We start from the raw sequence: 12261 nt of genomic DNA on the forward strand, positions 1-12261 counted from the left end.
AATGCCCAAGAATGTCCACGCGGCACATCTTTCCTGGATTCGGCCCCCGATCATCAAGAGCGTCGAGATCGCCAAGGCGTCTATCGACACCTACTTCAAAAAACATGCTGATCTACAGAATCCTCCTCAAGGGGCACAGGCTGAATGGTTTGCCAACCAGAAGAAGGCGATGGCCGATGCATTCCGCAACGTCAGTGAACACGTAGAGTTGATTCACTCTGCGCTGACTGTCTGCGATAGCCCCGGAGGCTCGGCTTTATCGGTTGAAATGCGGGTAGTCTGCACCAGTGTCCAAGAAAAACTCCTCGAAGAGGAGAAGGTGGCCCCCGCAATTCTCGCCATGATGTCCGGCATGATCATGCTGCCAAACTATCTCAAGATGGTCATTGATGGAGCCCCTGATGCTCCTGGCATCCTCTCCAGGCAGATCAATGAAATCCGTGAGGTCAGGGGCGTTCCCTTGCTTGTCGAGGACAGCCTCCCCCCTAGCATGCTCTCATTCGAGTTTGTTGATCCTCCCCGCAAGATTCATAACGTTGACGATGCCCGGCAGCAGGAGGTCTTCTCGACCTCATCTCGTCGCTTCCAGACAGCCTTCAGTTCCTACATTGGGACCCAGAACAAAGGGGCGCTGGCGGACATGCGCCAGGTCCTCCGAGAACTCCAGGAAGTTTCTCATAAGCCGGAAGTGGGCGATTTCTGGTGGGTTGGTGAGTGTCTACTCGAGGCACTTGCCATCGGGGGCCTTCGTAGTGGCGGTAACACCGTCTCCCAGGTCCGCATGCTCTCTGTCGCGGTTCAGAAAATCGGTCTAGGTGGTGAAGAAGCCGCCCTGGAAGTCCTGGGTATCGATCGCTTCAAGTCGTTGCTCTACGTACTGAGCCTAAGTTCAAAAAGCACGCCTAGCATCGAAGCCGCGTTGAGGGTGTTCAATGTCGGGAAGTCAGTCGACACCGACTCGTTGGCAAAGCTTCAGAGCAAGCTCGAATCTACTGAGGCTACAACCATTGCTGACGTCGTCCTGGAGCTGAAGCCTCTTCTGGATGCAGCCATGGTCTCTCTGGGGCGGGCCCTGGGGGCACGCTCTGACGACATCTTCAGTGTCCAGCTGTCTGCATATAGCGCGGCGATGCGTTCAGTAGCGAACGTGTTCTACATGGTGGGCGAGGATGAGCTTGCTGGGGTTGCCAACAAGTCCATCGCACTCGTGGCTGGCAAGGAAGGTATTTCTGCCATCGCTGTCGAGGTGGTAGACGATTTGAAGTCTTACATCCTTTACCTCGACGAACGCATCAATCTCATCAACGAAAATGACGCGACAAAGGCACTGAACATTGAGGGTGTCGGCGCTGACGTTTTGGATACTCTCGTTTCGGAGTGTTTGATCGAGGTAGTGAAGACTCGTCGTTCCGTTTCGGTTCACGTTGAAAGTGGCATTGGCCAGGATGAACTCAAGGACGGACTTGCATCCCTCGTCAATACTGCCGCGGCATTGAAGTTTTCGGGAGCCGAACAGGTTGGTGATCTGCTCGGTGCAGTCTGCTCTGGGATGGTAGGTCTCCTAGATAATGCGGAACTCACGTACAGCCCGGAGCTGGATCTGCTGGCGAAAGCCTTGGTGGCGATTGAGATGTACCTCGAAGCCATCAAATCCAAACTTGAACCTGATCCCGAAAACCTGACGAAGGCAGCTGAAGCTCTCCGCGAACTCGGGATAGATTTCACGGAGGTGGCTCCGGTAACCACCAACGAACTTTTGATTAAATTTGAGGCAGCCCAGGAAGAGGTACGCGAAGACGATGATCCGTTCCTCACCGAGCTTTTCGAGCTGAGGAGCGTCTTCGAAGATAGCTTCACGAGCCTCGACCTGCGTAGTCGTTCGTCCATTGAGCAACTCTACAAGGCTGCAGACCGCCTCTCAATGGCCGCCCGTATGCACGGTCATGAGTCGTTCGGAAAGATCGCCAGTGGTGTTGCTGCCTTCAGCAAAGGCGTAACAAACCGAGCCCTCAAAGAGGATTTCGACCATGCGGAGGAGCATGACTTGCTGCGCTCCGGCGTGGAGATGTGCCTCCGCTGCATGGATGAATACTCTCTCAGGAACAAGGTCTCCTTGTTTGTGAAAGATGTGGCCGATGCACTCATGGCAAAAGCTGATCCGGAAATGCAGTTGGCATACACGTCTCATCCAGAGATACCGGCATCGTCTACTAACGCAACTCATCAGCCTGCAGTCCAGAACAAGCTCGAGCAAGTCGTTGCCGAGCCGGATGCAGTGATACTGGCCCATGAGCAAGAACGGGAAATGCCCGAGGGCGTCGATCCGGTCCTGATCGATATCTTCCGTCAGGAGTTCACCGAGCAATACGCAGCAATGAGTGCGTATCTCAAAAGCGGGCGAAAAGACGTCAACGAAGCGTTTTGCCGTGTCGCTCATACCCTTCATGGAATTTCGTCCAGTGCTGATTGCCTCCCGCTTGCAAGTGCATTTGCAGCCCTAGAGACTCGCCTGTTCCAGTTGAGAAGTGATGAGGCCGAACTGCTCCAGGGTGATGTAGAAGCCCTCCTGGATTTCCTGGCAGATGCTGAACGTTTCCAGCAAGCTTTCCCATGGAAGACTGAAACTCCCGCACTTCACTCCTGGCTAGAGGTTGTCCAGGCATTGGGGTGCGGAGCGGAAGAGGCTGAGTACGTTGAGGTCGCTCAGGTCACTCCAGTTTCGCATGCTAAACCGGAACCGGATGCTCCGCAGGAAAGTCATCAGCCGGAAAATTTGAACCCAGTTTCGCATGCTAAACCGGGAAACTCTGAAAGCGATGATGTACAAGAGTCCACCACCAAGCATGCGCAGCAGCCTTCTGCCCCGCCGGCGATTGAATACAACCCGGAGATGGCTGAGTTCTATATTGAAGAAGCCGAGGAAGTTCTCCCTCAGCTTCAGCTGAACGTAGACCGCTGGATGGGCCAGATGGATGACCATGACCTGGTTACCACCATCAAGCGGCAGATGCATACTCTGAAGGGCGCTGCAGCGATGGCAGAGGCAGCTTCGATCAGAGAGATTACCCATTACATGGAAAGCCTCTTCGAGAGTCTTTCCCTGTCCATCATTCCTGCATCAGATGACTGCGCCAGGCTGGTCGAGTATGTGTTGGTCGCATTGGATCAAATGACTAGCGCGATGCGTCGCGCTGTCGGGTACGAAGTTCCCTCGGCCCTGATCCGTTGCGTTGAAGCTGCAGTCCAGCATAATCGAGTGGATCTTGGCCTTCTTGCTCAAGAGCCCTGCACAGCCGGCGAGGTCCTCCTTCAAGATATCCAGCTAGAGAAGGTGGCCACCCAAGATGCCAGGGCCGAAACCCTAGAAGCTTGTGAAGCACAATCTATCGCAGAGCTTGAAGAAGAAACGCCTAAGACTGAAGAGTTCGAGCAAGGCATCGTCCATCCTCAGGGTGAGGAAAACTCATTGGCGGAGGAAGAGTCAGGACACAAAAAGACTCGTCGCAGGTCTCGAGGAAAAGGTGGTGCAAAACGACACGCGGCCCGTATGGCAGCTCACGCTCAACCCGCTCAGGAAGACAGTCTGGTGGTGTCCTCGGAGCCGGAAGACTCAGTCGAGGTCGAGAGTCCAGCTTTGCCCGCCGTCCCGGAAGCTACCCCCGAAGAGTCTGGCAAGTCAGTGCCGGCACCTGTAGCAATTCCCGAACTCGTTGAAGTCCCACCGTCAATTTCTTCCGTTACTGCACAAGAGCAGGAAGTACACCATGAGCCAGAGCGGCAAAGCAGAACTCTTCGCGACTCGGTCGAAGGCATAACCTCTAAATCTGCCCCAACCAAGCCTGTCAGCAGCTCGGTGATTCGCGAGATTCTGGCGAAAGCCCATGACTCCATCCACGGTGTCGGCAGCAAACGTCGAAGCGGTGGTTCGGAAAAAATCAAAGTGGATCAGCGACTACTGGACACTGCAGTCGAGCAGTCCAGCGAGCTGACCGCAGCCCGATATCGCCAACAGGCGCTGCATGCCGAGTTGATGATGATCGTAACCATCATTCGGGAGAAGCTCGAGGCGCAACAGTTGAACCACATGAAGTTCACCAGCGCCCTGCGTCTTCATACAAACCAACCCGTTCCAACCGCCTTGGCCCATCAATCGGCAGGTGATTTTCAGCTTGAGCGATTCAATGATCTTTCAGCTCTCAATGTGACCATGGGTGCTCAACTGGCCCAGACCATCCAAGACGTCGAGGAAATGTTCGCACAGGGCAAGCTGATCAAAGACTCCTACCGTCAACAGGCGGGGCTCATCAGCAGCCTGCAACGAGATCTTCTCGATAGCCGCCTGGTACCGTTCCAAAACATTCGTCCAGCCCTGACCAATCTCATCGAGCGTGAGTCTTCAAAGCTAGGGAAGAAAGTAGACACCGTCTTCACAGGTGGCGACGTAATCGTGGATAAAGTCATGCTCGATGCTGTGCGTGATCCACTGGTCCACCTACTCAACAATGCTCTCGACCATGGTATCGAGCCTGAAGCACAGCGGATTGCTCAAGGGAAATCCGCGCATGGCAGCTTGGAGGTAAACGTCTGCCGGCGAGCTAAGAACATCGTCATCACTGTCAAGGACGATGGCAAAGGCATCGATACCACGATGATCAAGGCTAAGGCACTGGAGAAGGGCATCATCAAGCCGGATGATCAACTGACCGAATCGGATCTCCTGAGACTCATCACTCACAATGGGTTCTCTACTGCAGCAAAAGTCTCTCAGCTGTCCGGCCGCGGTGTTGGTATGGACATTGTCGCTACGACGGTAGAAAGCATGGGCGGCCGACTGGTAATTGAGAGCAAGGTCGGCTGTGGTACGACCTTCACTCTGGAAATGCCGTTCACTATCGGCTCGAACCGAGCTCTCATCTGCCGTACGGGCAGTCAATGGTTTGCGATCCCCAGCTACACCATGTACCAGATCATCCAGTGCTCCCGTGCCGATCTGGAAAAACAGAGGTTGGAGAAGGGGAAAGCGGTACTTCATCACGAAGGAAAGTCCTTCGAGGTTGTGCATCTGGCCGACCTACTTGCGATGCCTGAGATGCGTTCCACTCACGATTTAGACCAGGAGGTCCTGGTCATTCTGTGTCAGCAAGGCGAAACTGCTATTGGTATTGAGGTCGACAGCACTGATTCAATGCCCGAGATCCACATCAGGAAGTTGGACGGCATCCTTTCCAAAGTGCGCGGGATCATTGGCGAGACAGAGATGCAAGACGGTTCGCCGGTCTTCGTCATCGATGTCATGGAACTGGTGAGGCTCAACCTCAAGCGGACAGACACCGGCTTCAAGGTTCGGCAAAACCGCGTTAAGTCTGTGAAGCGAGATCTAAAACCGGTCTGCCTCGTCGTTGACGATGCTACGAGTTATCGCAAGCTGTTGCAGAAGCACTTCGAGGCTCGTGGGTATACGGTCATTACTGCCCGCGACGGTCAGGACGCAATGGACATGCTCCCTCTCGAGAGACTCCCCGAGATCGTCATGGTGGATATGGAAATGCCTCGAATGACTGGCTTGGAGCTCACAAAGGCACTGCGGGCTCGGGCTGAGTTCAATGAGGTACCAATCATCATGCTCACCACTCGCACAAATCTCGAGGACGAGGCCCTGCGAGCTGGCGTAAACGTCTATCTGAACAAGCCGTGCGACAGCATCGCGCTCGATAACGCGATTGCAGAAGTTCGCCCAGAACAAGCATTGCAAGGGTCCGCAGCATGAGAGTCGGTATCATTTCAACTAGCAACGTCCAAGTGGCTCTCATCCAAGAGGTTCTCTCGCCAGTTGTCGGAGAACTCACGGTCTATGACATGAGCCACGTGGAGAATGGAGACCTGTCAGCGACTGGCGTTCACGCACTGATCGTCGACTTCAGCGACGAGGCGATTCTCAACTCCGAAGATGTCCTCGAAATGCTGGGTCGAGATGAGCCTGTCTGTGTGCTCAACGAACGTGAGCTGTATTCGATGAGCGCTGCAGAACGTCAGGCCTGGTGCAACAAGCTTGTCGATGAGCTTAAGCGAAGCATCCCCGACCTTGCAGAAAGCCTTGATGCGAGGAAAGCCGAGATTGAATCCCGAAACGCGAACGACACCTGGGTGATTGGCTGTAGCTCTGGCGGGCCTCAAGCTATCCGTGATTTTCTTGGCGAGTTACCAACGTTGCCAGTCAGTATTTTCTTGGTGCAGCACCTCACAGAAGCTGCATTCAACACCTATGTCCAGCGCGTACGCGAATGTACCTCGCGGTGGGAGGTGGTCGCGGCCGAGCATGGCGCCAAGCTTAAGGCCGGTACCATCTTCGTTGTCCCCCGTGACACCACAGTTGAAGTACGAAGCGGGATGATCCAACTCCGGCCGGTCAAGCCAAACACCTACAGCCCGTCGATTAACAGCGTGATTCGGTCTGTGTTCAGTTCGATTGCAGGGAAGCTTGGAGTGATCATCCTCACCGGCATGGGGGACGACGGTGCCTCGGGAATTCGTGATCTGAAAGGAAAGGCGAAGATCGTTATGGCCCAGGATGGGGAGTCCAGCCAGGCCCGTTCGATGCCTGATGCTGCTAGGGAAACCGGGGCTGTATCCTTCTCGGGTAAACCGGCCGAGCTTGCCCGACATATGTACCGGATGTACGGCATCGGGAATCACTGACCACAAAACAGAAGGCCGCCCCAATTGGCGGCCTTTTCAGTTGGTCTATGCAACCTCTTGATCGTCATCACCAGGAGAGTCGGTGATCACCGCAACACCGGTGATCTTCTGGCTGCGGAGCTTCGCCTCGATCTCATCGCTGACCGCGGAATTCTCCTGCAGATACTGGCAGGCATTCGCCTTGCCTTGGCCGATCTTCTGACCTGCGTAGCTGTACCAAGCCCCCGACTTCTCGATCAAGCCACCAGCTACCCCAAGATCAACAATCTCACCGAGCTTGTTGATCCCCTTCCCATAGAGGATTTGGAATTCAGCCTGGCGGAATGGTGGAGAGACTTTGTTCTTCACCACCTTCACCCGGGTTTCGTTCCCGATCTGCTCATCGCCATCTTTCACCGATCCGGTACGACGAATGTCCAGGCGCACAGAGGCATAGAACTTCAGGGCGTTACCACCGGTGGTGGTTTCCGGGTTGCCAAACATCACGCCGATCTTCATGCGGATCTGGTTGATGAAGATGACCAGGCAGTTGGCGTTCTTGATGTTGCCGGTGATCTTGCGCAGCGCCTGGGACATCAGGCGGGCCGCAAGGCCGACGTGGGCATCGCCCATCTCGCCTTCGATCTCGGCCTTGGGCACCAGCGCCGCCACGGAGTCGACGATGATCACGTCCACCGCGTTGGAACGCACCAGCATGTCGGTAATTTCCAGGGCCTGCTCGCCAGTGTCCGGCTGCGAGACCAGCAGGTCGTCAACGTTGACGCCCAGCTTGCCGGCGTAATCGGGGTCCAGCGCGTGCTCGGCGTCGACGAAGGCGCAGGTGGCGCCCTGCCGCTGGGCTTCGGCGATGACCGACAGGGTCAGGGTGGTCTTGCCCGAGGATTCCGGGCCGTAGATCTCTACGATCCGACCTTTCGGCAGGCCCCCGATGCCCAAGGCGATATCCAACCCCATGGAGCCGGTTGGGATTGCCGGAATGGTCTGGCGCTCGTGGTCGCCCATGCGCATTACAGCGCCCTTGCCGAATTGTTTTTCGATCTGGCCCAGAGCCGCCTGAAGGGCCTTGTTACGTTGCTCATTCATGGAATTTCTCCGTTCTGTGGACGCGGGATGCGTGAGATCAATTTCGGCCGGTTTCAGATGTGCCAGAACCCAAGACTTGTCGAATTGCTTTGGCTTGATCACCAAGGCATTTGCCGAGTGATTGATTGAGCAGCTCAAGAGCTCCAGGGTTTGCCCGGTTGATCAGATCGCGCAAAAAGTCCTCCTGCAGATCTTCATCTGCTGGGAAGGACACTGGATCGAAATCAGCGCGAATAATCGTCGCCACGCCCAGCTTGGTCGTTACCTGGATGGTCTGTGGGTCGAGGCGTGTTGCGAACTGGCGAAGAAGGGGAGAGGTGGTGATTTGGAAGCTGTCCATAGATTGGTCCTCATGTGGCACTTGAGACCAATCTATGGATATCTGGATGTGGCAGAAGCACCTCAACCGCAGATTGTTGGGGAGCAAACCCCCATGATCTCTTCGTACTCCTTGCAGCAGACCACAGGAGTCCACCACACGAAGGCATACAGCTCCTCAAGGGAGACGGGGTATAGCCTCATGGCTGTGTCCAGGAGAGCGCTGCCGGCCTTAAAGCCGACGGTTGGCCAGGGTTGAGTTTGCTGCAGCTTCCCAACAGAGAGTGCCGCGCTGAAGGGGAAGGTGCCGATTGTGAAGCCGCTGAGGTGGATTGCTCGGTAAGCGGCAATCCCGGCAGCGATCGCCGCGTTGTCGTTATGGGAAGCCATTTGTCGGGGATATAGACCACCCCACTGTCCGATGCAGATTTCCATTCCAGGAATGGAGAATGAGCCAGTGAGCGGATTGCAAATTACTCCCGCAATGGCTTCTGCTGCTGCAATGTCCCGACATCCGGTGTTCCATGTCGGGTCGAACTCGGTGCTGTAGAGCAGCTTCGGGAAGCAGTTCGGCAGGGCTGAATTGAACGCACTGACGCCCTTTGACACGATAGGGTTGGCCACTGCTCCGCACATGTCGAATTTAGAGGTCAGGGAAAAGTTAGTGGTGCGCGCAGCATCAACACCACAAAGCTTGCACGACTGATAGCCCATTGCGATGTCGATCGCCCAGTCCGGCAATTGCCAGATACGGACTGCCATCGAAGTGTAATCGTTGTTGTCCGTTCCCACACTGAGTGGGCCACCAATGGGTTGGCCGAGTACCGTATCTCCCCCGCCTTTGATCACCTCCACCAACGCTACTGGCTGGTAATGAGAGACGATCAGATGGTCTGGGCAGAAATGGCAGCAAGGCCCGAAAATTTTGTACTCGAGGGTGATGGGGTCGATGAAAAGAAGAGTGGCGATGCTGGCACTCATCGCGGCTGCTTCCTGAGTTTTCACCCCAAACCCAATGGCGGCTGCAGCGCTAGCTGCAGCCGACATCTTCACGAAGCGTCGACGGGAGACTTCCAATTCATTCACCTACAGAACAAGGGTTTGGTCTAATAGTGGGTTGGGAGTGCCCCTCAGTTGAGGTTCCAGCACATACCCGGGAAGCCCACACTGACCATCGGCATGCTTCCGTCAGAGTCAAACTGGTCATCGCCGTCTGGCGACATCACGTTCACCGTCGGCTCTCCGTCCTGGATGTCGACCATCACCATTACATGCTCTAGGTCGGTACCAGGTTTACGACCCGTGATGTAGACCGCTTCCCGGGATACGTAGGCAGTGAGTCGAGCTCGGAGCCTGTCAGCCCCGAATTGTCCTGCCGCAGGTGCCAGAGCAACCATGGCCCCAGAGACGTTCAAGGCCATGTCATGGCGAACCTCAAATTCAAGATTCCCTACCCGGGCCTGGCCTCTGGTGCTCCATGCCTCTCCGCGGAATTCATAGGAGCAGTAGCCAGACTCACCAAAAGTCACTGGCTGGTTGAGTCGAGCTTTGAACTGCTCCAGCGCCAGCTTTTCCACTTCCTCTGGATGGCAGTGACTGGGCACACGCACCTTCACCGTTCCGTTGAGGTTTACCGGTACCTCGATTGTCTGAAACGCATCGTCGTTGTCACGCATAGAACTACTCCTGTGGCTGATGATGCGCATTTTGGAGATGTTCAGGTGTGCCACCAGCGTGACCGAAAAAGAGGCACCCTCGAGACACTATTAGGACAAGGAAAATGAGGATAGAAACGTGGAATCTCAGATTTTGGGCGTCATCGGATCAGTGCTTCTTCTCGGTGCCATAGCCGCCCTATGGATCGGTCGACTGAATAGTGCCGCGGGGAAGGCTTCAGCTGGCGAAGAAGCGCATAGCAGTAACCACCATCTGGACGAAACACTTCCAGCAAAGCCGAAAATCAACATGGTTCCCCATGTATCTGCTACGCCGATTCAGACTTCACCTACAGAGCCTGAACGGGTGATCGAACTGGCGAAAGCGGAAGTACGTGTGGAAGAGCCCGTACTCGTCACCAGGCCGGAGGTGGATTGTGATGATGCAGCTATGAACCTCCAGCTAGCAGACCAGCTACTGATTGTCGGTGACTTCGAAGGTGTGGCCGAGTACGCCAAGCTCGTCCTTGAGATGGATACCGCATCGGTAAGGCAACGCGATCGAGCTCAGATCCTATTGAGACGAGAGATGGCTCGTTGAAATTTCATTACCGTTACTGCCGCTCGTACATGCCGATCAACTCGAAACGCAACGAATCCTTCATCATCCGTCACATCAAAGCCTGGTGAGCTGCGCCATACGCAGTTCTTCTTCGACACCTGGATCAGACTTGCTCCCACGACTAGGCAGAACTGATCTTCGGCCACCGCGTAACTGTGGGCCAATCGCACATTGGATTCCGGCATTTTCAGAGTGAAGTGGACATCGCCATCATCCATCAAGTCAGCGCCGATGAAGGTGCCAAGAACTCCAAAAGCCTCGATCTCAGCACCGTACAGAGGCAGGCTCAAATTACTCATTCCAAAATCTCCAGCAGACATTCTGCGTGCTCACTTTCTCTCAGCTTTTTCAGGGCCTCACATTCGATCTGACGTACCCGCTCCTTCGAAACACCCATGATCTCGGAGAGGGTCGCAAGAGTCTGGGCTTCCGCTCCTCCAATTCCATAGCGTGCAACCACTACCTGCAGTTCCCGCTGGTTGAGAACGTCCCCGAGCACCTCAGTTATGTAGCCGGCGGCATCCTCCTCCATCACCTCCTCAACAAAGCTGTTGTTCGAGTCCGCGAGCAGATCGTGCATCCCCTCCGCCTCTGAACTGCCACTCTCCTGGAAGGTGGAGTCAATAGACATGGGCTTTCCTACACCCACGAAGTAGAGGAGATTCTCGACGTCATCCATCGAGAGTCCACAAACCTTGCTCAGGTGCTTTTTGGATGCATTCGGTTGCTCCTTCAGAGCAGCTGTAAGCTTGCTCAAGGCTCCATGTGATCCTTCGGGCAAACGGATCAGCTCCTGTTGGGTGAGGTCACGCAGGATCGTTTGACGAATCCAAGTCATGCCCAGGGTCGAAAATTTGAAGCCCATCTCCGGTGCGTACCGGTAGATGCTTCTCACGAGGCCCAGTTGAGCTGCCGAACGGACTTGCTCGAGGTCTGTGGCAAAGCGATACCCAGAAACGATCTGGTCAACCAGGCGCATATTCGCATTGGCAAAGAACCCTACGGTCTCGTGAACAACCCGCTCGGCAGAGTTGAATCCCTCCAAGGCGGCCAGCAGTTGCTCGGCCGGCATATCTGCAGTCGACGCCGCAGAAAGGATGTCCCGCTGCTTTTCAACGATCTCTTGGCGCAGCCGGCGCAACTCTCTCTGAGGATATAGTTTCAACTCGTAGCCCCCAGAGAGCATCAGACCAGGCATCAGCTTGGGTGACGTCCACTTCCCGTTGATGATTCTTGCGACCTTGGAACGAGAAAGGCGAACTTCCTCTGAGATGTACTTCACCAAGCCTTTGCAGAGGCTGGACAGGTCCTTGCACTTGGTTCGGAATTCTCCGGCCGCGCGGTTCAGGATGATGTCGTAGGGCAGGATCTCCAGAACCTTCTTCTGGATTTCGTCTCGGACAGCTGCCACGAACAGATTGTCCTCGAAGCCGGGGAGAGCGAACGCTTTCAGTTCCGCAATCAGGGTCTGGATGGTGTTCAGTTTCTTGCGAAGAATGGATGCAAACTCACTGTCAGGAATTGAGCCCGCGCGAACCCATGCTCCGTCCTGGAAGATCAGTGCGGCGGCCTTATCGACGCTATCGTTCTCCCCAATGGAGTTCCAAATGTCGGTCACCAGCCCTTGGAGAATGCTGGTGTCGCTCGATATTGCTTTCAGCAGGCTGAGTTGGCCAAGAATGATGCGGTAGCCCAGGGACTGTTCCTGGCTCAGAGAAAGCAAAGCCTTGGGGCCTTCCAAAGAAGGCAGGGCCGGGAGTGAGTTAGGCAACAGGAAGCCCTTACGGGCCTCCTGGTTGACTATGCGGCAATCGAGCTTAGTGTTGGTGCCTTCAGTCAGGTTAGAGCGGTCGGTGTGGCTCATTTCTTGCCCCTTCAGAGGTCCGC

Annotated in this window: 9 protein-coding genes; 3 read left to right on the top strand and 6 right to left on the bottom strand. The window is 55.3% G+C overall.

Translation table 11 applies throughout. The features are described from left to right. The first annotated feature begins 1 nt into the window (after window position 1). Window positions 2-5767, top strand: coding sequence for a response regulator (locus tag LT948_RS15475; RefSeq protein ID WP_232197082.1), 5766 nt, complete (start codon window positions 2-4; stop codon window positions 5765-5767). Window positions 5768-5856: 89 nt separating this feature from the next. Then, window positions 5857-6696, top strand: coding sequence for a chemotaxis protein CheB (locus tag LT948_RS15480; RefSeq protein WP_232197083.1), 840 nt, complete (start codon window positions 5857-5859; stop codon window positions 6694-6696). Between the two features lie 45 nt (window positions 6697-6741). Here LT948_RS15480 and recA read toward each other — a convergent pair whose 3' ends face one another. The 4 genes from recA to LT948_RS15500 form a co-directional block, all read right to left on the bottom strand. Continuing rightward, the gene (recA, locus tag LT948_RS15485) at window positions 6742-7779 is read right to left on the bottom strand and encodes a recombinase RecA (RefSeq protein WP_232197084.1); all 1038 of its coding nucleotides are present in this window, start codon (window positions 7777-7779) and stop codon (window positions 6742-6744) included. A gap of 37 nt (window positions 7780-7816) precedes the next feature. Next, window positions 7817-8119: a hypothetical protein gene (locus tag LT948_RS15490; RefSeq protein ID WP_079743070.1), complete on the bottom strand. Its 303-nt coding sequence runs from the start codon at window positions 8117-8119 to the stop codon at window positions 7817-7819. 62 nt (window positions 8120-8181) lie between these two features. Continuing rightward, window positions 8182-9144, bottom strand: coding sequence for a TraU family protein (locus LT948_RS15495; protein WP_079278433.1), 963 nt, complete (start codon window positions 9142-9144; stop codon window positions 8182-8184). A gap of 83 nt (window positions 9145-9227) precedes the next feature. Next, on the bottom strand, window positions 9228-9773 hold the full coding sequence (locus LT948_RS15500; RefSeq protein WP_232197085.1) for a hypothetical protein: 546 nt from the start codon (window positions 9771-9773) through the stop codon (window positions 9228-9230). Between the two features lie 118 nt (window positions 9774-9891). Between LT948_RS15500 and LT948_RS15505 the strand changes: the two genes are divergently transcribed. Further along, window positions 9892-10353, top strand: a complete 462-nt coding sequence (locus LT948_RS15505) for a hypothetical protein (protein ID WP_232197086.1) — start codon at window positions 9892-9894, stop codon at window positions 10351-10353. On the opposite strand, the gene LT948_RS15510 is transcribed toward LT948_RS15505, so the two are convergent. Both LT948_RS15510 and LT948_RS15515 read right to left on the bottom strand, forming a co-directional pair. Further along, window positions 10320-10673 carry a hypothetical protein gene (locus LT948_RS15510; protein ID WP_232197087.1) on the bottom strand — a complete coding sequence of 118 codons (354 nt, stop codon included), beginning with the start codon at window positions 10671-10673 and terminating at the stop codon, window positions 10320-10322. The two genes, LT948_RS15505 and LT948_RS15510, sit on opposite strands and share 34 nt — an antisense overlap. Further along, window positions 10670-12238 carry a sigma factor-like helix-turn-helix DNA-binding protein gene (locus LT948_RS15515; protein ID WP_232197088.1) on the bottom strand — a complete coding sequence of 523 codons (1569 nt, stop codon included), beginning with the start codon at window positions 12236-12238 and terminating at the stop codon, window positions 10670-10672. Before LT948_RS15515 ends, LT948_RS15510 begins: the two co-directional genes overlap by 4 nt. Between the last annotated feature and the right edge of the window lie 23 nt (window positions 12239-12261).

The organism is Pseudomonas sp. CP-1, from assembly GCF_021213715.1.
In the GTDB taxonomy this organism is placed as follows: Bacteria; Pseudomonadota; Gammaproteobacteria; order Pseudomonadales; family Pseudomonadaceae; genus Pseudomonas; species Pseudomonas aeruginosa.

What these genes read in the sequence shown, in the direction of transcription:
- LT948_RS15495 (WP_079278433.1), bottom strand. Translation starts at nt 9,144, where the DNA reads ATGTCGGCTGCAGCTAGCGCTGCAGCCGCCATTGGGTTTGGGGTGAAA.
- LT948_RS15510 (WP_232197087.1), bottom strand. Translation starts at nt 10,673, where the DNA reads ATGAGTAATTTGAGCCTGCCTCTGTACGGTGCTGAGATCGAGGCTTTT.
- LT948_RS15515 (WP_232197088.1), bottom strand. Translation starts at nt 12,238, where the DNA reads ATGAGCCACACCGACCGCTCTAACCTGACTGAAGGCACCAACACTAAG.
- LT948_RS15475 (WP_232197082.1), top strand. Translation starts at nt 2, where the DNA reads ATGCCCAAGAATGTCCACGCGGCACATCTTTCCTGGATTCGGCCCCCG.
- LT948_RS15490 (WP_079743070.1), bottom strand. Translation starts at nt 8,119, where the DNA reads ATGGACAGCTTCCAAATCACCACCTCTCCCCTTCTTCGCCAGTTCGCA.
- recA (WP_232197084.1), bottom strand. Translation starts at nt 7,779, where the DNA reads ATGAATGAGCAACGTAACAAGGCCCTTCAGGCGGCTCTGGGCCAGATC.
- LT948_RS15500 (WP_232197085.1), bottom strand. Translation starts at nt 9,773, where the DNA reads ATGCGTGACAACGACGATGCGTTTCAGACAATCGAGGTACCGGTAAAC.
- LT948_RS15480 (WP_232197083.1), top strand. Translation starts at nt 5,857, where the DNA reads ATGAGCCACGTGGAGAATGGAGACCTGTCAGCGACTGGCGTTCACGCA.